Origin of the sequence: Streptomyces jeddahensis (assembly GCF_001642995.1) — a bacterium.
GTDB lineage: Bacteria > Actinomycetota > Actinomycetes > Streptomycetales > Streptomycetaceae > Streptomyces > Streptomyces jeddahensis.
This window is the reverse complement of sequence record NZ_LOHS01000117.1, coordinates 96,285-117,423: the sequence shown is the minus strand read 5'-3', so window position 1 is coordinate 117,423 and position 21,139 is coordinate 96,285. Positions and strand designations below refer to the sequence as shown.

Sequence of the window (21,139 nt, the reverse complement as noted above, 5' to 3'; positions counted from 1 at the left end):
CCGACATGCGGGCACGGCACGCATCCGCCCTGAGGGCCATCGGCAGGAACATCGGCGAGGGGCTCATGTGGATGGGATTCGCGTGGTACGGAACGCATCCACCCCACCCCTGGACCGGTTACGTGATGCCGCCCGCCGAGCAGCCATGCCTGCCGCCGCTGACGGAGGAGGAGTTGGCCCAGTGGACGGCGCTGGTCAAGCACCTGTGACAGGTGACCGCGGCTGTCGCCTGGCGCCCATCGACCGGACACGACCGAAGACAAGGAGACCAGGGTGACCACCACCGGGTCGGCCACTGCTCACGTTCCCGTGCAGAAGCGGCGCATACTCAAGCTGTTCCGTCCGTACCGCAAGAGCCTGCTGTTCGTCGCGTTGCTGGTCGTGGGCTCGTCCCTGGTCTCCCTCGTCAACCCCTTCCTGATCCGCGAGATCATCGATGTGGCGCTGCCGCAGGGCAGGACCGGGCTGCTGTCCCTGCTCGCCCTGGGCATGGTCGTCGTCGCGGTCGCCAACAGCTCCTTCAACGTGTGGCAGACGTATCTGTCCGCCAAGGTCGGCCAGCTCGTCATGCACGATCTGCGCACCGCCGTGTACGCCCACCTCCAGCGCATGTCGCTGGCGTTCTTCACCCGGACCCGTACCGGCGAGGTCCAGTCGCGCATCGCCAACGACATCGGCGGGATGCAGGTGACCGTGACGACCACCGCGACGGCGCTGGTTTCGGACGTGACGACCGTCATCACCACGGTCACCGCCATGGCCCTGCTCGACTGGCGGCTCACGCTGGCGTCGCTGCTCGTCCTGCCGGGCTTCGTCTGGGTGAGCCGCCACGTCGGGGACGAACTGCGCGTCCTCACCCGGGCCCGGCAACGCCAGTTCGCCGACCTCTCGTCGAACGTGCAGGAGTCGCTGTCGGTCAGCGGGATCATGCTCGGCCACACCATGGGCCGGTCGCGCTCGCTGAGCGACGCCTTCGCCGCGCAGTCCCGCAAGCTCACCGACATCGAGGTGCGCGCGAGCACGGCGGGCCTGTGGTACCAGTCCACGATCTGGATTGTCATGGCCGCCATGCCCGCGGTGATCTACTGGGTGGCGGGACTGACCGGCAGCGGCGGCCGCATGTCCATCTCCATCGGCGAGCTGGTCGCCTTCGCCACCCTCCAGCAGATCCTGTTCCGGCCGGCGCAGCGGCTTTTGACCATCGGCCTGGACATCCAGAGCTCACTGGAATTGTTCGGGCGCATCTTCGAGTACCTCGACCTGCCCGTCGACGTCGCCGAGCCGGAGCGGCCGGTGGTGCCGGCGATCCTGCGGGGCGAAGTCCGGCTGCGGGGGGTCGGCTTCCGCTACGCGGGCGCGGAGCGGCCGACGCTGGACGGCATCGACGTGACCGTCCCCGCCGGGCGCAGCCTCGCCGTCGTCGGGGAGACCGGCTCGGGCAAGACCACGCTGAGCTACCTCATCCCGCGTCTGTACGACGCGACGTCCGGCACCGTCACGATCGACGGCGTCGACGTGCGCGACCTGTCCTTCGACACGCTCGCCGCCGCGGTCGGCGTCGTCTCCCAGGAGACCTACCTCTTCCACGCGTCGGTCGCCGACAACCTGCGGTTCGCCAAGCCCGACGCGACCGACGAGGAACTGGTCGCGGCGGCGCGGGTCGCGCACATCCACGACTATCTGATGTCCCTGCCCGAGGGGTACGACACGGTGGTCGGCGAGCGCGGATACCGGTTCTCCGGCGGGGAGAAGCAGCGGCTGGCCATCGCCCGCGCCATCCTGCGCGACCCGCCCGTCCTGGTGCTCGACGAGGCCACCAGCGCCCTGGACACCCAGACCGAGCAGTCCGTGCAGAAGGCCATCGACGCGGCGAGCGCGGGCCGCACCACCATCACGGTCGCGCACCGGCTGTCGACCATCCGCAACGCCGACGAGATCATCGTGCTGGAGCGGGGGCGCATCGCCGAGCGCGGCACCCACGACGAACTGCTCGCCCTCGGCGGCCACTACGCGACGCTCGTCCACCGGGACACCGAGATGGCGGTCGTTTGACCTCCTCCGCCCCGTGAACGGGGCGGAATCCCTTCTCAGGCCGCGTGCGGCTGCCGTGGCGGTCCGCTTCCTCGCCCATGCCGGGCGTATCAACGACGAGTGCCCGCGGCGGTGGTCGGCGCGGGCACTCGGGTGGGCCGGAGCGGCGGGATCTGCGGCAGTGCGGTCAGGCGGCCTTGCGGATGATCTCCACGGCACCGGCGTCCAGCAGGGTCCCGACGGCGGACTCGCCGCCGGCGACGTCCAGCTCCATGTCGTGGAGGCGGTCGATGACGGATCGGACGACGTTCTCCGGCTGCGTCTTCTCGGTGCCCTCCCAGACCAGCTCCGGGAAAACGGTCAGATAGACCTTGTCGTTTCCCTGGCTGTAGATGTTCACTTCCATGACGTCACGGAGAGCCATCCGGGCTTCGTAAATCAGGTTGTTCATGTGCCACCGACTTTCGGTATCCATTTTTCTGGGGCTTCCTGGCCACACGTACCGATCTCATGATGGTCAGCGGCCGAAGGGTGCGCAACGAGGTCCGGAGAATACCCCGTTCAACTGCGCAAAATCCGCGATTGAACGAGGTTGCCAATTGCCGGCGTTTGACAGAAAAAGGCCGCTCTGCGGACCATCGATACTGTTCCCAAATGCTGCAGGCCGCGTCCCACAAAAAGCATCCGGAGTGCCATGAAAATCCTGTTCATAACCACGGGCAGCCAGGCCACCTACTATGCCGCTGCTCCGTTGGCGACGGCCGCGCGCAACGCGGGCCACCACGTCATGCTGGCCGCCCACGAACCGTGGGTGGAGACCGCGGAGGCCATCGGCCTTCCCACCTTCTGCTTCACCGTGGACCCGATCCGGCACTTCATGCGGATCAGCAACCCGGGCAAGGGGCTGCGATTCCCCCGGGAGCTGGGCGACGAGGAGATGTTCGGGCAGGGCCGCGGCTTCGCGAAGATGGGCCTGGCCGGGGTGGAGTCCCTGCTGGAGCTGGCCAAGGACTGGACCCCGGACGTGGTCGTGGGCAGCTCGCAGAGCTATGCCGCGATGCTGCTCGCCGCCCACCTGAAGGTCCCGTACGTGCGCCACATCGAGTACCTGGGCATTCCGCTCACCGGTATCGACCCGGGCGCCGAGGAGGAGCTGCGGCCCGAGATGGAGCGGCTGGGCGTGGACGGGCTGCTCAAGCCCGACCTGCTCCTGGACTCGACGCCGCCGTCGCTGCGGCCGTCGCACGACCCGGCCGCGCAGCCGATGCGCTGGATCCCCAGCAACCCGCAGCGCCGGCTGGAGCGCTGGATGTACACCCGCCCCGAGGGGCGCCGGCGCGTGGTGATCACCTCGGGTTTCCGCAGCCTGATGTTCCGCGACCCGGGCTGGTCCATGCCGCTGCTGGTGAAGGAGCTGGACAAGCTGGGTGCCGAGGCGCTGATCGCGGCGAACCCCGGCGCCGTCGAGCGGTTCGGCTCCGAGCTGGGCGACGCGCGCGTCGGCTGGATCCCGATCGACGTCACCGCCGCGACCTGTGACCTGGCGGTGCACCACGGCGGCGCGACCACCGCCACGACGCTCATGGCCAACGGCGTGCCGCAGCTGGTCATCCCGGAGAACCCGCCGGAGTTCCCGCCGAACTACCACCGGGAGGCCATCGCCAAGGCCATCACCGACTTCGGCGCCGGCAAGACACTGTGGCCGCAGGCCCAGGAGCCCGACAAGGCTCCGGGCGAAGTGATCGCCGCGGCCTGCCGGGAACTGCTGGAGGACCCGAGCTACACCGAGCGGACGCAGTTCCTCGCCAAGGAGATCTCGACGCTTCCCACGCCCGCCGAGATCGTGCCCAAGCTGGAGGCGCTGGTCTGACGGCCGGCGCGTCGGCCCCCGGCAACCGACGTACAACGCGAGTCGCCCTGAGACCACGGAGAACCTCTCCGTCGGTCTCAGGGCGACTCGCGTGTCCGCGGCCGGCCGGGGGGCGGCGGGCGCCGCCGCCGGTCAGCGAGCGGCGAGGGCCTCGATCTCGCGCAGCACCTCGTCCGGGGTCGGCAGCGCGGCGGTCTCCGCGGCGAGGGTGCGGGTCCGCTCGGCGTACCGGGGGTCGGCGAGGATCTCCCGGCAGCCCGCGACGGTCACCTCGTCCGGGTCCTGCCCCGCCTGAGGCCGGTGCCGGTCCACCATCACCGCGGCGCCGAAGCCGCTGACGGCCTCCGCGACGGCCTTGCCGTAGCCGTTGTCGGGGACGATCAGCTGGGGCACGCCGGCGTTGATCAGTGTCATGGCGGTGGTGGCGCCGCCGTGGTGGACCGCCAGGTCACAGGTGGGGGCGACGACGTCCAGGGGGATCCAGCCGATGCGTACGTCGCCCAGTTCCGCGCCGTACCGCTCGGCGGCCTCGGGCAGCGCCGCGATCAGCACCTCGGCTCCCGCCCCGGTCAGCTCGTCCACCAGCCGGCGCAGCGAACTGCCGGGGGTGTCGAGCATCAGATTGCGGGTGCCCGCGGTGATCAGCACCCGCCGGCGGCCTTCGGGGCGGGTGTACATCCACGGCTCGACCCGGCGCTGGCTCACCCGGGGAACCCAGCGCATCGCCCGCGCGGCGGGGGCGCCCGGCGGGCGCAGGGACGGCGGGCACAGATCGATGAAGAGGTCGGGCGCCGGCAGCTCGGTCAGCCCGAGGCGCTCCAGCTGCGGCTGGAGCTCCGCCACCGCCGTGCGGTCCCGGCGCGCCATCGGGGCGATGTGCCAGATGTGACGGACGTAGGGGACCTTGAGCCGGGCGGCGAGCACCCGGGGGACGTGGGAGAGGCCGCCGACGACCAGGTCGGGGGTCCACCGCCGGGTCAGTTCCAGCAGGGCGTCGATCCGGACGGTGGCCGTCATGCCGTCCTGGCCGTAGCGCATGCGCTCGGGGGTGATGCAGACCGCGGGGAGCCCGACGGACTGTGCGGCCGCCATCAGCGGTTCGTCGGCGGCCAGCAGGATCTCGTGGCCGGCGTTGCGGGCGGCGGCGGCGAGGGGGGCGACGCCGAAGACGGCCGCCTGGCTGCCACCGACGGTGAACAGTATTTTCATGGCTGTCGCACTTCTTCCGGTTGGGAGGTGCAGGGGATCTGCGGGTTGCGATGCGCCCTCAGCCGGCCTTGGCCATTTCCATGACGTACTGGCCGTAGGAGGAGTTCGCGAGGCGGCTGCCGAGCCGGTAGCAGGACTCCTGGTCGATGTAGCCCATGCGCCAGGCGATCTCCTCGAGACAGGCGATGCGCACGCCCTGTCGGTGTTCCAGGACCTGGACGTAGTCCCCGGCCTCCATGAGCGCGTCGTGGGTTCCGGTGTCCAGCCAGACGAAACCGCGACCGAGCGGGATCAGCGTGGCCTCGCCGCGCTCCAGGTAGACCCGGTTGAGGTCGGTGATCTCCAGCTCGCCGCGTTCCGAGGGCTGCAATTGCCGGGCGATGTCCACGACCTGGTTGTCGTAGAGGTACAGCCCGGTGATCGCCATGTTCGTCTGCGGATGGGCGGGCTTCTCCTCGAGGGCGACGAGTCTGCCCTGCTCGTCGAGGGTGCCGACGCCGTAGCGCTCGGGGTCGCGCACCGGGTAGCCGAACAGGACGCAGCCCTTGATGTCCTGCGCGGCCCGCTGGAGCATGGGCCCGAACTCGTATCCGTGGAAGATGTTGTCGCCCAGCACCAGGGCGACGGAGTCGTCTCCGATGTGGTCCGCGGAGACCAGGAACGCGTCGGCGAGCCCCCGCGGCTTGTCCTGCTCCGCGTAGGTCAGGGTGATGCCCAGCCAGGAGCCGTCGCCCAGCAGCCGCCGGAACATATCCGAGTCCTCGGGCGTGGTGATGATCTCGATTTCGGTGATTCCCGCCAGCATCAGGGCCGACAGCGGGTAGTAAATCATCGGCTTGTCGTAGACCGGGAGCATTTGCTTCGAGACCCCGAGAGTGATCGGATGGAGCCTCGTGCCATTGCCGCCGGCCAGGATGATGCCCTTCACCGTGGCGCCTCCTCAGTAACTTCGTGCCAATTAGGCATGCCTGCACTTTATCGGTGGCCAACACCCGGCCGAAAGGCTCATCGGAGCCAGCCGCCATGAATAGCGTCATTGTTGACAGACACGGGTCTGCTTAATCAGGCTGACGGCATACCGGTTCAGGCATGCGAATTTACTGTCGTCGTTTAGGTGGACCTGTGGAAATCCAAGATGTGACGCCCGTTCTCGAATCCGAGCAGAGGGCCGGTATCGGCATCATCGGGTGCGCCGACATCGCCGTACGGCGAGCCCTCCCGGCGATCCGCCAGTCGCCGTTCCAGCTGGTGGCGGTCGCGAGCCGCTCCCTGGAGAAAGCCGAGGGCGTGGCGGCCGCCGCCGGTTGCGCGGCCGTCGAGGGTTACGAGCAGCTCCTTCACCTGCCCGGCATCGACGCGGTCTACATCCCACTGCCGAACAGCGAGCACGCCACGTGGGCGCAGCGGGCGCTGGAGGCGGGAAAGCACGTCCTGATCGAGAAGCCCGCGGTGCCCGCCGAGGAGACCGCCCGGTCCCTCGTCGCGCTCGCCGAGGAGCGCGGACTGGTCGTCATGGAGAACTTCGCCTTCCTCCGCCACCCCCAGCACGAGCAGGCGCAGTCTCTGGTGGCCGACGGAGCGATCGGGGAACTGCGGGCCTACAACGGCGCGTTCGGCATTCCGCCGACCGACCCGCGCGGGATCAAGTACCAGGCGGACCTCGGCGGCGGGGCGCTGTGGGAGGTCGGCTGCTATCCGGTGCGCGCGGCCCAGGAGTACCTCGGGCCGTCGGCGCGGGTCCTCGGGGCCGGCCTGAAGTTCGATCCGGAACTGGGCGTGGACGTCTCCGGGGTGGCGCTGCTGCGCGACGACGACGGCGTCACCGCGAACTGCTCGTTCGGCCTGTCCCACGGCTACCGGTCGACCTACGACCTGTGGGGAAGCGAGGGACGTCTGGTCCTGGAATGGGCGTTCACGCCCTCGCACAGCGCCCGCCCGGTACTGCGTCTGCAGCAGAAGGACCGGGAGACGCAGATCCTCGCCCCGGCGTCGGACCAGTTCCTCGGCGTGTTCACCGCGTTCCACGACGCCGTGCGCGATCCGGCGGCGCGGGCGGCGCACCACCACGACCTGGTGCGGCAGGCGGGACTGATGGCCCGCATCCGCGCGCACGCCCTCGGTGAGGAGCCCCGGTGAGCGGGAGCCGGTGAGGCCTCGCAGCCTCGGCAAGAGCGAAGAACGGCGGTCGGCGTCCGCGGACGCCGACCGCCGTTCTTCGCGTGCTATCGCCCGGCTCGTCCCGCGACGAGCCGGCGCGGCGGGCACTGGTCGTAGGTGGGCAGGAGACCGGCCGCCGCCGCCTCGGCGAGGGTGGGTGCCGCGGCGTCCTTGTCCGAGCGGATCGGCGGTTCCTTCAGGTCCCACGGCAGTGCGAGATCCGGGTCGAGCGCGTCGATGTCGATCATCGTGCCCGGCTCGTACTCCTGCGAGCAGAGGTAGCTCATGCACGTGTCGTCCGTGAGGGCGAGGAAGGCGTGCCCGACCCCGTCGGGCAGGTACACGGCCGTCCCCGTTTCCGGGCTCTGGTACGTGACGTCGTAGTGGCCGAACGTCGGCGAGCCCACCCGGATGTCGACGGCGATGTCCAGGGCGCTGCCCCGCACGCACGTCACGAACTTCGCCTGGCCGGGCGGGACCGTGGTGCCGTGGATGCCCCGGAGCGTGTTCCGCCTGGACACCGAGTAGTTGACCTGGCGGACGGTGAACTCCCAGCCGCTGCCGGCCAGCAGGGCGCTGGCCCGCACGGATTCGAAGAAGTGGCCCCGCCGGTCGCTCAGGGGCTCGGGTTCGACGCGGTATGCGCCGGGGACCGTCATTTCCGTTATCAGCACCGAAGGCTCCTCGCCGGCTCAGCCGGTGGCGGCCGGAGCGGCCCCGGCCGCCCGGGCGATCCGCTGCCGCATGGACGCGGTGTCGTTGGTGCGCGGGAACTCCTCCTGCGGGGCGTCGACCCCGAGGAAGGCGCACAGCGGCTCCCAGCCCTGCTGCACGTCGTAGACGAGGACGTTGTCCGCGCCCATGGTGCGCACGACCTCCTCGTTGTGCCGGTGGTAGACCTCGATGGCGTGGTCCTTGTCGGCGAACCGGCCGCCGAACAGGCCGTCCCACACCATGGTGCTGGTGACGCGGAACAGCCGGGCCTGCGGACTCCCGGGCTCCGGCGGGCCCGCCATGCTGCGCAGGGCGAACTGGTACAGCGTGTCGTAGGTGCTGCGGTACCAGCTCTCGGCGTCGCGCACCGTGAGGAGCACCTTGGCGTCGGGGAACGCCTCACTGATCTGCCGGTAGTAGACGGCGCAGGGGCCGTCCACCGCGGAGCGGTAGCCGTCGAAGACCGCCGCCCAGTCGGGGCGCTCGCCGTCGCAGACGATCCTCTCCCACTGCTGGAGCCGCGTCGGGTCGCCGACGATGTCGAACATGTGGAAGGAGGGGCCGAGACCGAGCCGGTCCAGGGCCACCTTCAGTGAGGTCGTGCCGGTCCTGCCCAGGCCGGCGTTGATGAGCTTCAGCACGGTGCCGTCTCCTCTTCTTCAGCGCCAGGCCGCGGCTTCCTGGCGGGTGGCGACGTTCACCCGGTTCCAGAAGTTGACCAGGCCGATGTGCATGACCAGCGCGCCGAGCTGCTCGTCGGTGTAGTACTGGGCGGACTTCTCCCAGATCTCGTCCGACGCCATGTCCTGAGGATCGGTCATCAGCGTGATGGCCTCGGCCATCTCCAGCGCGGAGCGCTCGGCCGCGTCGAAGCAGGACTCGGTCCGCCAGCCCGCCACCCGCGGCAGGCGCTCGTCCGTCTTCTGCGCCTGCTCCGGGTCGTCCGGGAACGTGTAGGTGCGGCCGTTGATCTCGCTGACGCGCAGCCGGACGAGGTCGAGGGTGGTCTGCGGCACGCCCACCTTGCCGATGACCTCGGTCAGGTCGAGCAGGGGCTGCAGGGCGCCGGGAACGACCAGGGAGGGGTTGTCCATCCGTGGAGTCATCGGGTCTTCTCCTGTGCGGTATGCGTGGATGAGTCGGTTGCTTGCGGCGGCCTCAGACCGGGATGCCCTCGATGACCGAGATCGGCGCGCTGGTGGGAACGGCCCTGGTGAGCTTGAAACCGGCCTGGGCGAACAGCTCGGTGTACTCGGCGAGCGTGCGCTCCTGGGCGCCGAGCATCAGCATCAGCCAGAGGTCGATGGTGTGGCCGAGATGCTTCTCGTTGTTCTCCGGGACGACGTACTCGATGACGAGCAGCTTCCCGCCGGGGGCGATCGCCTCGCGCGCGTTGCGCAGGGCCGTGACGGCGTCGGCCTCGGAGAAGTCGTGGATGATGTGCTTGAACACGTAGGCGTCGCCGCCCGTGGGCAGCTTGTCGAGGTAGCCGCCGTGCTCGATGGTGAGCCGGTCGGCGACTCCGGCCGCCTCGAAGAGCGCCGGCGAGTCCACGGTGGCGACCTCGGAGTCGTACAGCACGCCCTTGACGTCCGGTGCCTGCTTGAGGATGCCCGCCAGGAGGTTGCCGCGGCCGGCGATGACGTCCACGACCGTGCCGAACTGGGAGAAGTCGTAGGCGGCCAGGATCGGGTCGGTCTCCGATGCCGAGAGCTCGCCGAACGCCTGGAAGAACACCCGCGCGTAGTCGGGGTTGGCGTGGAAGAAGTCGAGCGCGCCCATGCCGCGCAGCTTGGGCAGGTTGGCCTCGCCGGTCTCCACGGTGCTGAACAGATGGCCCCACTCCTCCCACAGCGTGGGGTGGTTCATCAGCAGGGCGAAGCCGCGCATCGAGTCCGGGGCGTCCTGACGGAGCTTGCCGGACATCGGGGTGTGCTCGTAGCGGCCGTCGCCACGGACCGCGAACACCCCGTGGCCGGCGAGCGCGCGCAGGAGGCGGTGGGTCGCCTTGGGGTCGGACCCGACCCGCGCCGCGATGTCCTCGACGGGCAGCGGGCCGTCGGCCAGCACGTCCGCGATGCCGAGCTTGGCCGCGACCGAAATCGCCTGGGTGATCACCGCACCCTGAATGAGATGGAGCAGTGAGTACGAGTCGGACTGGTCACGAACCTCGGGCAGCACGGACATGCCTTTCCTTTCGGAGCGCCTCTTTTCGCGGATTCCAGACGATAGGTCGGCGCTTCTCAAACCCGCAACCTTGGCATTCACACAATTACCCACCGGACGTTCAACCGGGGAATTTGAGCGGTTGAACAGGCCAATTCCAGCGCCGCTCCAGTGGAATTCAGGGCCTGCTTGCCAAATTGTTCCGGCCCGGCTACATCGAGGAGGCCCCGTTGCGGCACGACACCCCGACCCCGGTGGATTTCTGGTTCGACCCGACCTGCCCCTGGGCGTGGCTGACCTCCCGCTGGATCCTCGAGGTCGCCCGGCAACGCCCCCTCGAGCTGCGCTGGCACCTGATGAGCCTGACCGTGCTCAACGAGGGGCGCACCGACCTGCCCGAGCGCTGGCACCGGGACCTGGCCGTGCGGCTGGAGCCGGTGCGGGTGTGCGCCGCGGCCGAGCGGGAGTACGGCTCGAAGGTGCTGGGGCGGCTGTACACCGAACTCGGCACCCGGTTCCACCTGGAGCGGGCACCCAAGGAGCGGGCCACCTACGCGGCGGCCCTGGCCGCCGCGGGCCTCGACCCGGCCCTCGCCGACGCGGCCGTCTCCGACGCGTACGACGGCGCGGTGCGCGCCTCACACCACGACGGCATCGGCCGCGTGGGCACCGATGTGGGCACGCCCGTCGTCGCGGTGGGCGACGTGGCGTTCTTCGGCCCGGTGGTGACCCCGGCCCCGCGCGGTGAGGCGGCAACAAGGCTCTGGGACGGTGTGCTCGCCGTGGCGGCGACCGAGGGTTTCTTCGAGCTCAAGCGCACCCGCACCCGGGAGCCGGTCTTCACCTGAGGCCGCCGTCAGCGTCCCGCCACGGCCACGGGGGCCGTCCAGTTGTCGGCCAGCCAGGTCTCCAGGGAGACGAGGCCAGGCCTGTTCCGGCGGAGTTCGGCGAGGTCGGCGCGGAAACCGTCCCGCTCGAACCAGTCGAACATGTTGGCGAGGTCGGGGCGGGCCGCGCGCAGCGGCTCGATCGGCAGCTGCTGGTAGCGGGTCGGAACGCCGGACACCGCCTCGAACGCCGCGGCCATCTGAGGCCCGGTCAGGGCGTCACCGGCGATCTCGACCACCCGGCCCAGCCAGGCGTCCGGGTTCTCGAAGGCGTCCGCCGCGAACACGCCGATGTCGCTGGTCGCGATGAGCTGCACCGGGGTCTCGGGGTCCAGCCACATGGCCAGCATGAGTTCGCCCTCCACCGGGCGCGGGGCGATGTCGAGCAGGATGTCGTGAAACATGACCGGCCGCAGCACCGTCGTCGGCAGGTCGAGCGTCGCCAGGTACTGCTCGACCCTGAGCTTGCTCTCGAAGTGCGGGACCCGGGTGTCGCGGTCCGCGCCGCCGACCGAGCTGTAGACGAAGTGCCGCACCCCGGCCCGTACCGCGGCGTCGGCCACCGCCCTGCCCTGCCGCTCCTCGGCCTCGACCCCGCCGGGGCCCCGGAAAGTCTGGACGCTGAACACCCCGTGGACGCCCTGCATCGCCGCCGTCAGCGACGCCTCGTCGTCCATGTCACCGCGGACGAGGACCGCGCCCGCCTCCTGCAGCGCCCTCGCCTCCGCCTTGGCCGGGTCGCGGACCAGGGCGTGCACGGTGTGCCCGCGCCGCAGCAGTTCGCGGGTCACCGCCCCGCCCTGCCGGCCGGTCCCGCCCAGCACCAGGATCGTTCCGTCAAGCGCCACTGTCTTCTCTCCATGTCTTGTGCCCGCCGGGGCCTGGCCCGGCGGTGCGATCGGATGCGACGGCCGCTGGGCGGCCGCCTTGCCTCGGGGCGTCGCGCGCTACCAGGGGACGGGCCCCTCGTCCGCCAGGCACGCGCCCGACGGTCCGGCCTCGTCCAGCAGGGCGAGGCGGACCACGATCGCGGCCCCTTCGGCTGGGGTGCGGTGACCGCGGTGGTGGTTGATGTCCGTGGCCACCACTCCGGGCAGGGCGGCGTTGACCTTGACGGGGGTCCCCCGCAGCTCTTTCGCGTACGCGACCGTGACCGCGTTCAGCGCGGTCTTCGAGGACTGGTAGGCGATCATGTTGACGTCCGCCAGCGGGGAGCCCGGGTTGGAGTTCAGGGTCAGCGACCCCACGTGGCTGGACAGGTTGACGACGCGGCCGGCCGGGGAACGGCGCAGCAGCGGCAGCATCGCGTGGGTCACGGTGACCACGCCGAAGACGTTGGTCTCGTAGACCTCCCGCAGATCGGCCGCGGTCGCCTGGCTCGGCGTGCCGGTGAAGCCGCCCGCGGTGCCGGCGTTGTTCACCAGGATGTCCAGGCGTCCGTGACGGCGTTCGATCTCGCGGGCGGCCTCGGCCGCACAGGCCGGGTCCGTCACGTCGAGCCGGATCGACGTCGCGGCGATGCCGTCGGCGGACAGCGCGTCGGCGGCCTGCTTGCCGAGCACCTCGTCCCGCGCGCCGACGATGACGACGACCCCCCGCTCACCGAGCTGCCGTGCGGCGGCGAAACCGATGCCCTTGTTGGCACCCGTGATGAGGGCGATCTTCTCGACCGTCACGTCAGCTTCCTTTCTGCGGCCGGTAATGCGCGCATTCACCGTGGGGTGAAGCGAAACCCGAAGGCACCCGACGATATTGCTGCGGTGCGGACTCCACGTTCAAGGGTTCACTGCCGCGTTCAAAGGCGCCGACTCCGCGGTCGAACGCTCCACCGGCGTCCGTGGAATTCCGAATCGTTGCGGCCGGACATTGCCCTGAGTAGCTTCACCATGGCCAACTATTGCCACAGCGCAGAGGGCCTTCAAGAAATGAAGAAAACTGACGTCATAGTGGTCGGTGCGGGGCCGGTCGGCCTGATGCTGGCCGGAGAACTCCGCCTGGGCGGAGTGGACGTGGCCGTCTACGACAGGCTGCCCGCCCCGACCGAGGAGTCCCGGGCACTCGGCTTCAACCGGCGGGCCGCCGAGTCACTGGGACAGCGTGGGCTGCTGACCCGCCTGGGCGCGTTCCGGTGGGGCCCGATGGGGCACTTCGGCGGGGTCCGCTTCGACCTCGGCATGCTCGACGAGGACCACAGCGGCGTGCTGGGCCTGTCCCAGGCCAGGACCGAAGAGGCGCTGAGCGGCTGGCTGGCCGAGCTCGGCGTGCCGGTGCGCCGCGGCTACGAGGTGACCGGTCTGCGCGAGACGCCCGAGGGCGTCGTGGTCGCCTTCACCGGTCCCGACGGGCCCGGCGAGGAGCCGGCCGCGTACGTGGCCGGTTGCGACGGCGCGGGCAGCACCGTGCGGGCGCTGGCCGGCATCCCGGCTTCGGACTGGGAGCCCACCCGGGGCATGTACACCGCGGAGATCACCGGCGTCACCCCGCGCCCCCGGCCGATCGGCGAGCGGCTCCCCGGCGGCAGCATGGTGGTGTGCACCCCGCTGGGCGAGGGCCGCTGCCGCGTGGTCATCCACGACCCTTCCCTGCCCGCCCGTCCGGAGCCGGGTGCGCTGACGTTCGACCAGGTCGCCGACGCCTGGCGGCGGCTGACCGGCGAGTCGATCGACGGTGCGGACTGCCAGTGGCTGTGGGCCTGCGGCAACTCCGCCGCGCTGGCCGAGGAGTACCGGCGCGGGCGGGTGTTCCTGGCGGGTGACGCCGCGCACGAGATCCCGCCACTGGCCGCTTGGGGGCTGAGCGCCGGGCTGCAGGACGCGGTGAACCTCGGCTGGAAGCTGGCGGCGACGGTCAAGGGGTGGGCCCCGGAGGGCCTGCTCGACACCTACCACGCCGAACGCCACCCCATCGGCGAGCAGTTGATCCGCAACGCCCGTGCGGCGTCGAAGCTCTACCTCGGCGACGACGCCATGGACCCGGTCCGCGAGGTCGTGGGCGAGCTGCTGGGCCACAAGGACGCCGCCGAGCAGGTCGCCGGGATCGTGAGCGGTCTCGGCATCCGCTACGACCTGGGCAAGGGCGACCACCCGCTGCTCGGCCGGCGCATGCCGCCCGACCGCGAACTCACCCTGCCCGACGGCACCCGCACCCGCGTCGCCGACCTGCTGCACACCGGACGCGGCCTGCTCGTCACCACCGACGACACCACCGCCCGAGCCGCCCAGGACCACGCCGACCGCATCGACGTCGTCACCGGAACCTGGACCACCGCACCCGAGCCCGCCCTCGACGCCGTCCTGGTCCGCCCCGACGGCTACGTCGCCTGGACCTCGCCCGGCACCACCGACGACCTCACCCAGGCCCTCGACCGCTGGTTCGGCACCGCCCGCGTCCCGCAGTCCGCCGGCCGGTGAGCGCCGGCGGCACCCCATCGAAGAGGAGCGAACACATGGCCAGGGATGTCATCGTCGTCGGGGCCGGTCCGGTCGGGCTGATGACGGCGGGCGAACTCCGGCTCCGTGGCGTGGACGTCGTCGTCTACGAGAGGCTGCCCGCCCCGACGCGCCAGTCGCGCGGCGCGAGCTTCACCAAGCGCACCGCCGAGTGCTTCGACCAGCGGGGCCTGCTCGACCGGCTCGGCGACACCGAGCCCGCCGACAGCCACTTCGGCGGGGTGCCGATCGACCTCGGCATGCTCGCGGAGGACCACTACGGGCACCGGGGGGTCTCCCAGTTCCGCACCGAGCGGATGCTGGAGGACTGGGTGGGCGAACTCGGTGTACCGGTCCTGCGCGGCTGGGAGGTGACGGGTCTTCGGCAGAGCGACGACGGCGTCGTTGTGGCCGTCGACGGCCCCGACGGGGCGGCCGAGGAGAGCGCCGCCTACCTGGTCGGCTGCGACGGCGGGCGCAGCACCGTCCGCAAACTGGCTGGGATCGGCTTCCCCGGCACCGACGGCCGGCGCGGCTTCCTCACGGCCGACGTCACCGGGATCGACACCCGCAAGCGGCGCATCGGCGAGAACCTGCCGGGCGGCAGCATGGTCATGGCGATGGACCTGGAGAACGGCGTCACCCGGGTCGTCGTCCACGAGGCCGGTACGCCGCCGCCGCGCGACCGCGACTCGCTCGCCTACTCCGACCTTGCCGACGCCTGGCAGCGGCTCACCGGCGAGTCCATCCACCACGGCCAGTGCCGCTGGATCAGCTGCTTCACCGACGCCTCGCGGGCCGCAGCCGAGTACCGGCGCGGCCGGGTGTTCCTGGCGGGCGACGCCGCGCACGTGCAGCCCCCGGCGATGGCGCAGGGGCTGAGCGTGGGCGTCCAGGACGCGGTGAACCTCGGCTGGAAGCTGGCGGCGGCGGTCAAGGGGTGGGCCCCCGAGGGCCTGCTCGACACCTACCACGGTGAACGCCACCCCATCGGCGAGCAGTTGGCGCGCAACGCCCGCGCGGCGATCGAGCTGCGGCTCACCGGCGAGGACATGGACCCGGTCCGCGAGGTCGTGGGCGAGCTGCTGGCCCACAAGGACGCCGCCGAGTACGCGGCCGGCATGCTGAGCAACCTCGGTATCCGCTACGACCTGGGCAAGGGCGACCACCCGCTGCTCGGCCGGCGTATGCCGCCCGACCGCGAGCTCGTCCTGGCCGACGGCACCCGCGCCCGTATCGCCGAACTCCTGCGCACCGGACGCGGGCTGCTCGTCACCACCGACGGCACCACGGCCGACGGCCATGACCGCACCGACCGCCTCGACGTCGTCACCGGAACCTGGGCCACCGCACCCGGCAGCGCCCCCGAACCCGCCCTCGACGCCGTCCTGGTCCGCCCCGACGGCTACGTCGCCTGGACCTCGCCCGGTACCGCCGACGGCCTCGCCGAGGCCCTCGACCGCTGGTTCGGCACCGGTCAGCCGCTCTCCAGCCGCCCTCGACCGTAGGGCTGGGGGCCCCGGACAGACTGCCAGGACCTGTCTTGACGCCGGGCCCCGGCGCCGAGACGGCCTCTACGACACTAACCACGAAGGATCTGGTGGAATGGCTGGCACCGAACAGGATCAGGTGAGTGGAAAGCCCCATGTGGTCGTCATCGGGGGTGGCATCGCGGGACTGGCGGCGGCGTTCCAGCTCCGCAACGAGCCGGTCCGGCTGACGGTCCTGGAGGCTTCCTCCCGGCTCGGCGGGAAGCTGTCGGTCTCCGAGGTGGCGGGCGTCGCGGTCGACGAGGGCGCCGAGTCGCTGTACGCCAACCGGCGCAGGACCACCGGGCTGATCGCGGACGCCGGGCTCGGCGAGCGGATCATGTCCGCGGGTGTGACCGCGTCGGCGATCTGGACCCGGGGCGAGATCCGGCAGCAGCCGGACCGTCAGTTCATGGGCGTGCCCTGCGACATGGACGACCTCGCCAGGTCCGGGGTCGTCTCCGCGGAGGGCGTCGACCGGGCCCGGCAGGACCTCTTCCTGCCGCCGTTCGACCGGGACGGCGACGTCTCCGTCGCGGACTACGTCGGCGGGCGCTTCGGCCAGGAGGTCGTGGACCGCCTCGTCGAACCGTTCCTCGCCGGTGTGTTCGCCGGCCGTGCCGCGGATCTGTCGTTCGAGGCCACGCTGACGCCGCTGGCCAAGGCGGCCCGCGCGCACGTCTCCCTCGCGGACGCGGCGGGCTCGCTGACGCCCGTGCTCGCCGAGGGGCAGAAGCCGCCGCCGGTGCGGGTCGCGACCCTCGACGGCGGGTTCGGTTCGCTGCCCCCCGTGCTCGTGCGGGAGGTGCTGGCGGCCGCGCCGGACGCGTCCGTGCGCACCCATGCCCCGGTGCAGGAGCTGGCCCGGACCGCGGGCGGCTGGCGCGTGACCGTGGGCGCGGCGTCCGGCCTGGAGGACCTCGAGGCGGACGCCGTCGTCGTCGCTGTTCCGGCCGGCCCCGCGGGCAGGCTGCTCGCCGGGATCCCCGGTACCGCCCCCGCCGTCTCGGCGTTCGCCGAGGTGCCGTACTCGAGCGTGGCGATGGTCACGCTCGCCTACCCCCGCGAGGCGTTCCCCGGCGGGCTGTCGGGCCGCGGATACGCCGCCTACCGGGTGCCCGCGGTGGAGGGGAAGGCGGTCAAGGAGGTCACCTTCACCACCGTCAAGTGGCCGCACCTGGCTGGTGAGGTGGAGATCGTCCGCTGCTCGCTCGGGCGGTTCGGCGAGGAGCACCTGCTGCAGCGCGACGACGCCGACCTCGTGGCGCTGGCGACGGCCGAGCTGGCCGAGGCCACCGGCGTGCGGGGCGCCCCGGTGGCGAGCCGGGTGAGCCGCTGGGAGGACGCCCTGCCGCAGTACACCGTCGGTCACTTCGAGCGGGTGCGGCGGATCCGGGAGACGGTGGCCGCCCAGCCCGGGCTCGCGGTGTGCGGCGCCCTGTACGACGGTGTGGGCGTCGGTGTGTGCATGGCCTCCGCGCGCCAGGCCGCCGAGCAGGTGCTGGCCTGGGTGAAGCAGAACGCCGCGGACCGCTCGGTCGCGGTCGGGGCCTGAGCCGGCCCCGGCGAGCACAGAGGCGGCCGTGCCCGGGTGTGGGGCACGGCCGCCTCTGCGTTCCGCCGCCGTTCTGGCTTTGTCCTGTCGTGGTTCTGTCGTCGGGTCAGCGGTCCAGCACCGCGGCGAACGCCTCGGCCAGGGCCTGCTCCGGGTTCTCGCTGCCGCCCGTGCTGCGCCAGGCGACGTGCTGGTCGGGGCGGACCAGGATCGCGCCGGCGTCGGTGATCTCCCGGGCGGCCGCCCAGCCGCCGTCCGTGTCGGCGTAGTCGCCGCCGGCGCCGATGCGGACCGCGGCGATGCGGACCGAGAACTTCTCCGCCACCCGCGCGGCCGCCTCGCACCACGGCGTGCCCTCCGGGCCGGTGAGCAGCGTGAAGTCCGTCCTGCCGGTGAGGTCGAGCGTGGACAGGCGCCGGCCGTCGCGGGTGATCCAGGCGTGCGGCAGCCGGTGCCCGGGGCGGGACGTCGGCCGGTGCTCGTTGCGCATGGGGACGCGGGCCGGGGGCTCGGTGCCGTCCGGGACGAGCGCGCCGTCCTCGTAGTGGAAGCCGACCTCCATGTCGAGCGACTGGCATCCCCCGCGGTGGGTGTGGAAGATCTCCAGGGCGCGCGCCCGCACGGTGTCGCCGAGCGGCGAGGGGTCGAAGTAGGCCTCGAGCCGCTGCTTGCGGCGCCCCGCCGGGGTGTTGTGGCCGGCGCCGACGGCGTCGATGACCGCCTGGTGGTGGGTGGCGGCGGACACCGCCCAGTCGACGTTCTCCCGGCCCACGGGCCTGCGTTCGGATTCGTAGGTGTCGATCAGGCTGTCGTCCGCGCGGCCGTCCAGGACGGCGGCCAGCTTCCAGGCGAGGTTGTGCGCGTCCTGGATGCCGGTGTTGAGGCCGAGGCCGACGGCGGGCGGCTGGCGGTGCGCGGCGTCGCCGGCGATCAGCACCCGGCCGACCCGGTAGCGGTCGGCGAGGTGCGCGTGCACGATCCAGTCCGTCACCTTGTGGACCGTCACCTCGAGGTCCGGGATGCGCAGCAGCTCGCGGATGCGCGGGACGACCGTCTCGTTGTCCCAGCGTCCGGGCGGGCCGGGGGCGAAGTGCAGACCCCACTGCTCGCAGTCCTTCCCCCAGCTCGGGCCCATCTCGATGAGGTTGCTGGACAGGTCGGGGTCCTCCGGGCTGAGGAAGTGCGTGATGAGCGTGCCCTCCTCCCACCACTCGGACAGGTCGGCGGAGAAGTACACGGTCGTGGTGTTGACCAGTCCGGGCGGGCCCTGCATCTCGATGCCGACCGCGGCTCCGACCATGCGGCCGCCGTCGGCGCCGATGAGGTACTGCGAGGTGACCGTGGTGATCTCGCCGGTGTCGAGGTTGCGCACCTCGGCGACGACGTGGTCGCCCTCGTCGGAGAAGGAGGTCACCTCGTGGTGGAACAGGACCCGGCCGGGATTGCGCTCCTCCGCGTGGCGGCGCAGGATCGGCTCCAGCCACATCTGCGGCAGCTTGGCGGGCAGCAGGGGGCCGGCCGCCGCGTAGGTCTCGCGCAGTGCGCCGCCGCCGAAGGCATCCATCTCGTGGATCAGGCGGCGGTCCAGGGGCCCGTCGCCGGCGAGCGTGGTCTGCCAGCGCACCTTGCCGAACTTCTCCAGCGGCGCCGCCTCCGCGAGCACGTCGTCGGCGACGCCGTGCTGGCGGAAGATCTCCATCGTGCGCTGGTTGAGGTAGTGCGCCTTCGGAACCCTCGATGTGTCCGGGTGCCGTTCCACCAGCAGATGATCGACGCCCTGGTCGGACAGGAAGACGGAGGCGGACAGACCGCATCCGCCACCGCCCACGATCAGAACCGGAACCTCGATGGCTCCCATATTCGCCCCTTTAGGATCGACAGATGCCTTGCCAGTCGCAGCCTGGCAAAGTCCTCTTCAGCACCGGTCAAGCACGACTGGACCGCAGCCGCACCGGCCGGTCACCGGCGTGACCGACCGGTGGGGGCGGGCCGGGAGGCCAGGTGACGGAGTGTCAGCCGAGCCAGACGCCGTCGCGCATGAGCCCGCGTCCGGCCAGCTCGTTCGCCTCCCGCCAGGCCTGGATGCGCCGGGGCCGGATCCGGAAGTACTGGTAGGGCTCGTCGAGCGTGCGCGGGTCGAACCCGGTCTTGGCCGCGAAGGCGTCGCCCGTCTCCTGGCCCAGCTCGGTCACGTCCACCGGCTCCGCGACACCGTCGACGATCACGACATCGCGCGTCGGGCCGAGGCCGAGCCGCACCCGGCCGTCCGCCAGCAGGTTGCGGCCGGTGACCGAGTCGCGGGGCGTCGAGACGAGGATCGCGGTCCCGTCCCAGAGGTAGGACAGCGGGACGAGGTGGACTCCGCGCGAGGCGCCCGCCGTCGCCACCCAGAGATCGACGTCGTTCTCCAGTCTCGCCCGAGTGTCCTTCAGCCGTTCCTCAAGTCCGCGCGCTGGTGGCTTCGTTGTCATGCTTCCTCCGTTGGTGTCGGGGAGAATTCCCGTCCGGGTGGTCTCCGTCGGTCGCGGGCCGGGCCTTGGGCACGCCGGCGGCCACGGTCGCCAGCGCCCTGACGGCCTCGCGCACACCGATCATGTCGTGCGCCCGGTGGGTCACGAAGCGCACGTATCCGTTCGGCAGTGGCAGGACGCCGATCCCGTGGCCGGCGAGGCGCGCGGCGCACTCGTCCGGGGCCAGCCCGGCGAGCCGCGCCATGACCATGTTGGTCGGCCGTGGCGGGCGCATCAGCTCCACGCCCGGCACCGAGGCGACGCCGGAGGCGAGTGCCGCGGCCGTCTCGTGATCGGCGGCCAGGTCGGGCAGGCGCCCGAGCGCGAGCAGTGCGGGCGCGGCGACGACTCCCGCCTGGTGCAGGGAGCCGCCCAGCCACCCCCTCAGCTCGCGGGCGCGCGCGACGTACTCGCGTGATCCGCACAGCAGTCCGCCGGCCGGGGCGCCGAGCCCCTTGGAGACGGAGAAGGCGACGCTGTCCGCCGGCCCGGCCAGCTCCGCGGGAGGGACCCCGAGCGCCACGGCCGCGTTCGCGAGCCGGGCCCCGTCGAGGTGGACGTGCGCGCCGTACCGGTGGGCCAGCGCGGCCACGGAGCCCGTCGCTTGGGCGTCGAGGGCGTTGCCGGAGTGCATCATGCTCGTGTTCTCGACACAGACCACGGTCGGCGAGTCCGCCCCGGTGGCGAGCAGCGCGGCCAGGGCGTCGAGGTCGGGCAGGCCGTCGGGGCGCTGCGCCACCGGAATCAGCTCGACCCCGCCGAAGCGGCGCAGCCCATCCGCCTCCAGGAACGCCATGTGCGTGTCCGCACCGGCGATCACCCGCGGGGCTGGCGATTCCGGCGGGCCGGACGCGGCGAGCGGGGCGATCAGGTTCGCCATCGTGCCGGTGGGCATGAGCAGGGCGGCCTCGGTGCCAAGCAGTTCGGCCACCCGCTCCTCCAGCAGGGCGACCGTGGGGTCGTCGCCGTACACGTCGTCCCCGACTTCCGCCTCGGCCATCGCCTCGCGCATCCGCGCGTCCGGCACGGTGCGGGTGTCGCTGCGGAAGTCGAGCCGCGGGGAGCCGGTCCACGCCATGGGGC

The 21,139-nt window shown here is 71.6% G+C and carries 20 protein-coding genes; 8 read left to right on the top strand and 12 right to left on the bottom strand.

Translation table 11 applies throughout. The features are described 5' to 3' along the window. The first annotated feature begins 5 nt into the window (after nt 1–5). Both STSP_RS28435 and STSP_RS28430 read left to right on the top strand, forming a co-directional pair. Nucleotides 6–209, top strand: coding sequence for a hypothetical protein (locus tag STSP_RS28435; RefSeq protein WP_067283773.1), 204 nt, complete (start codon nt 6–8; stop codon nt 207–209). A 64-nt stretch (nt 210–273) separates the two neighbouring features. After that, the gene (locus STSP_RS28430; protein ID WP_067283708.1) at nt 274–2,052 is read left to right on the top strand and encodes an ABC transporter ATP-binding protein; all 1,779 of its coding nucleotides are present in this window, start codon (nt 274–276) and stop codon (nt 2,050–2,052) included. 166 nt (nt 2,053–2,218) lie between these two features. Here the strand turns inward: STSP_RS28430 and STSP_RS28425 are convergent, their stop codons facing one another. Next, nucleotides 2,219–2,455 carry a hypothetical protein gene (locus STSP_RS28425; protein WP_232789826.1) on the bottom strand — a complete coding sequence of 79 codons (237 nt, stop codon included), beginning with the start codon at nt 2,453–2,455 and terminating at the stop codon, nt 2,219–2,221. 270 nt (nt 2,456–2,725) lie between these two features. Here STSP_RS28425 and STSP_RS28420 point away from each other — a divergent pair, with 270 nt between their 5' ends. Continuing rightward, a complete protein-coding gene (locus tag STSP_RS28420) occupies nt 2,726–3,901 on the top strand; it encodes a glycosyltransferase (RefSeq protein WP_067283705.1) in 1,176 nt (391 codons plus the stop codon). Between the two features lie 132 nt (nt 3,902–4,033). On the opposite strand, the gene STSP_RS28415 is transcribed toward STSP_RS28420, so the two are convergent. Then, the gene (locus STSP_RS28415; RefSeq protein ID WP_067283703.1) at nt 4,034–5,110 is read right to left on the bottom strand and encodes a nucleotide disphospho-sugar-binding domain-containing protein; all 1,077 of its coding nucleotides are present in this window, start codon (nt 5,108–5,110) and stop codon (nt 4,034–4,036) included. A 58-nt stretch (nt 5,111–5,168) separates the two neighbouring features. Continuing rightward, entirely contained in the window at nt 5,169–6,038 is an 870-nt protein-coding gene (rfbA, locus tag STSP_RS28410) for a glucose-1-phosphate thymidylyltransferase RfbA (RefSeq protein ID WP_067283702.1), read from the bottom strand. A gap of 194 nt (nt 6,039–6,232) precedes the next feature. Between rfbA and STSP_RS28405 the strand changes: the two genes are divergently transcribed. Next, a complete protein-coding gene (locus STSP_RS28405) occupies nt 6,233–7,246 on the top strand; it encodes a Gfo/Idh/MocA family protein (protein WP_107441420.1) in 1,014 nt (337 codons plus the stop codon). An 86-nt stretch (nt 7,247–7,332) separates the two neighbouring features. Here the strand turns inward: STSP_RS28405 and STSP_RS28400 are convergent, their stop codons facing one another. From STSP_RS28400 to STSP_RS28385, 4 genes are read right to left on the bottom strand one after another with little or no spacing between them, the layout of a single operon-like run. Then, a complete protein-coding gene (locus STSP_RS28400) occupies nt 7,333–7,941 on the bottom strand; it encodes a dTDP-4-dehydrorhamnose 3,5-epimerase family protein (RefSeq protein ID WP_078067577.1) in 609 nt (202 codons plus the stop codon). 18 nt (nt 7,942–7,959) lie between these two features. Continuing rightward, the gene (locus tag STSP_RS28395) at nt 7,960–8,622 is read right to left on the bottom strand and encodes a sulfotransferase family protein (protein ID WP_067283698.1); all 663 of its coding nucleotides are present in this window, start codon (nt 8,620–8,622) and stop codon (nt 7,960–7,962) included. Between the two features lie 18 nt (nt 8,623–8,640). After that, nucleotides 8,641–9,087: a carboxymuconolactone decarboxylase family protein gene (locus STSP_RS28390; RefSeq protein ID WP_067283697.1), complete on the bottom strand. Its 447-nt coding sequence runs from the start codon at nt 9,085–9,087 to the stop codon at nt 8,641–8,643. A gap of 52 nt (nt 9,088–9,139) precedes the next feature. Further along, entirely contained in the window at nt 9,140–10,168 is a 1,029-nt protein-coding gene (locus STSP_RS28385) for a methyltransferase (protein WP_067283696.1), read from the bottom strand. A gap of 209 nt (nt 10,169–10,377) precedes the next feature. Here STSP_RS28385 and STSP_RS28380 point away from each other — a divergent pair, with 209 nt between their 5' ends. Continuing rightward, complete coding sequence (locus STSP_RS28380; protein WP_067283769.1) at nt 10,378–10,995, top strand: mycothiol-dependent nitroreductase Rv2466c family protein; 618 nt, start codon at nt 10,378–10,380, stop codon at nt 10,993–10,995. 8 nt (nt 10,996–11,003) lie between these two features. On the opposite strand, the gene STSP_RS28375 is transcribed toward STSP_RS28380, so the two are convergent. Further along, nucleotides 11,004–11,882 carry an NmrA/HSCARG family protein gene (locus tag STSP_RS28375; protein WP_107441419.1) on the bottom strand — a complete coding sequence of 293 codons (879 nt, stop codon included), beginning with the start codon at nt 11,880–11,882 and terminating at the stop codon, nt 11,004–11,006. 99 nt (nt 11,883–11,981) lie between these two features. Beyond that, complete coding sequence (locus STSP_RS28370) at nt 11,982–12,710, bottom strand: SDR family oxidoreductase (RefSeq protein ID WP_067283694.1); 729 nt, start codon at nt 12,708–12,710, stop codon at nt 11,982–11,984. 249 nt (nt 12,711–12,959) lie between these two features. On the opposite strand from STSP_RS28370, the gene STSP_RS28365 reads away from it, so the two are divergent. The 3 genes from STSP_RS28365 to hemG all read left to right on the top strand — a co-directional run bounded on the left by STSP_RS28365 (nt 12,960) and on the right by hemG (nt 17,546). Beyond that, complete coding sequence (locus STSP_RS28365; RefSeq protein WP_067283693.1) at nt 12,960–14,444, top strand: FAD-dependent monooxygenase; 1,485 nt, start codon at nt 12,960–12,962, stop codon at nt 14,442–14,444. A gap of 35 nt (nt 14,445–14,479) precedes the next feature. Then, nucleotides 14,480–15,970 carry an FAD-dependent monooxygenase gene (locus STSP_RS28360; protein WP_067283691.1) on the top strand — a complete coding sequence of 497 codons (1,491 nt, stop codon included), beginning with the start codon at nt 14,480–14,482 and terminating at the stop codon, nt 15,968–15,970. A gap of 97 nt (nt 15,971–16,067) precedes the next feature. Beyond that, a complete protein-coding gene (gene hemG / locus STSP_RS28355) occupies nt 16,068–17,546 on the top strand; it encodes a protoporphyrinogen oxidase (RefSeq protein ID WP_067283689.1) in 1,479 nt (492 codons plus the stop codon). A gap of 106 nt (nt 17,547–17,652) precedes the next feature. Here the strand turns inward: hemG and STSP_RS28350 are convergent, their stop codons facing one another. From STSP_RS28350 to STSP_RS28340, 3 genes are all read right to left on the bottom strand, one after another. Continuing rightward, entirely contained in the window at nt 17,653–19,404 is a 1,752-nt protein-coding gene (locus tag STSP_RS28350; protein WP_067283688.1) for an FAD-dependent monooxygenase, read from the bottom strand. Between the two features lie 154 nt (nt 19,405–19,558). Next, nucleotides 19,559–20,017 carry a pyridoxamine 5'-phosphate oxidase family protein gene (locus STSP_RS28345; RefSeq protein WP_067283687.1) on the bottom strand — a complete coding sequence of 153 codons (459 nt, stop codon included), beginning with the start codon at nt 20,015–20,017 and terminating at the stop codon, nt 19,559–19,561. Beyond that, nucleotides 19,986–21,134, bottom strand: a complete 1,149-nt coding sequence (locus STSP_RS28340; protein ID WP_067283684.1) for a threonine aldolase family protein — start codon at nt 21,132–21,134, stop codon at nt 19,986–19,988. The genes STSP_RS28345 and STSP_RS28340 overlap by 32 nt, the downstream gene beginning before the upstream one ends. Between the last annotated feature and the right edge of the window lie 5 nt (nt 21,135–21,139).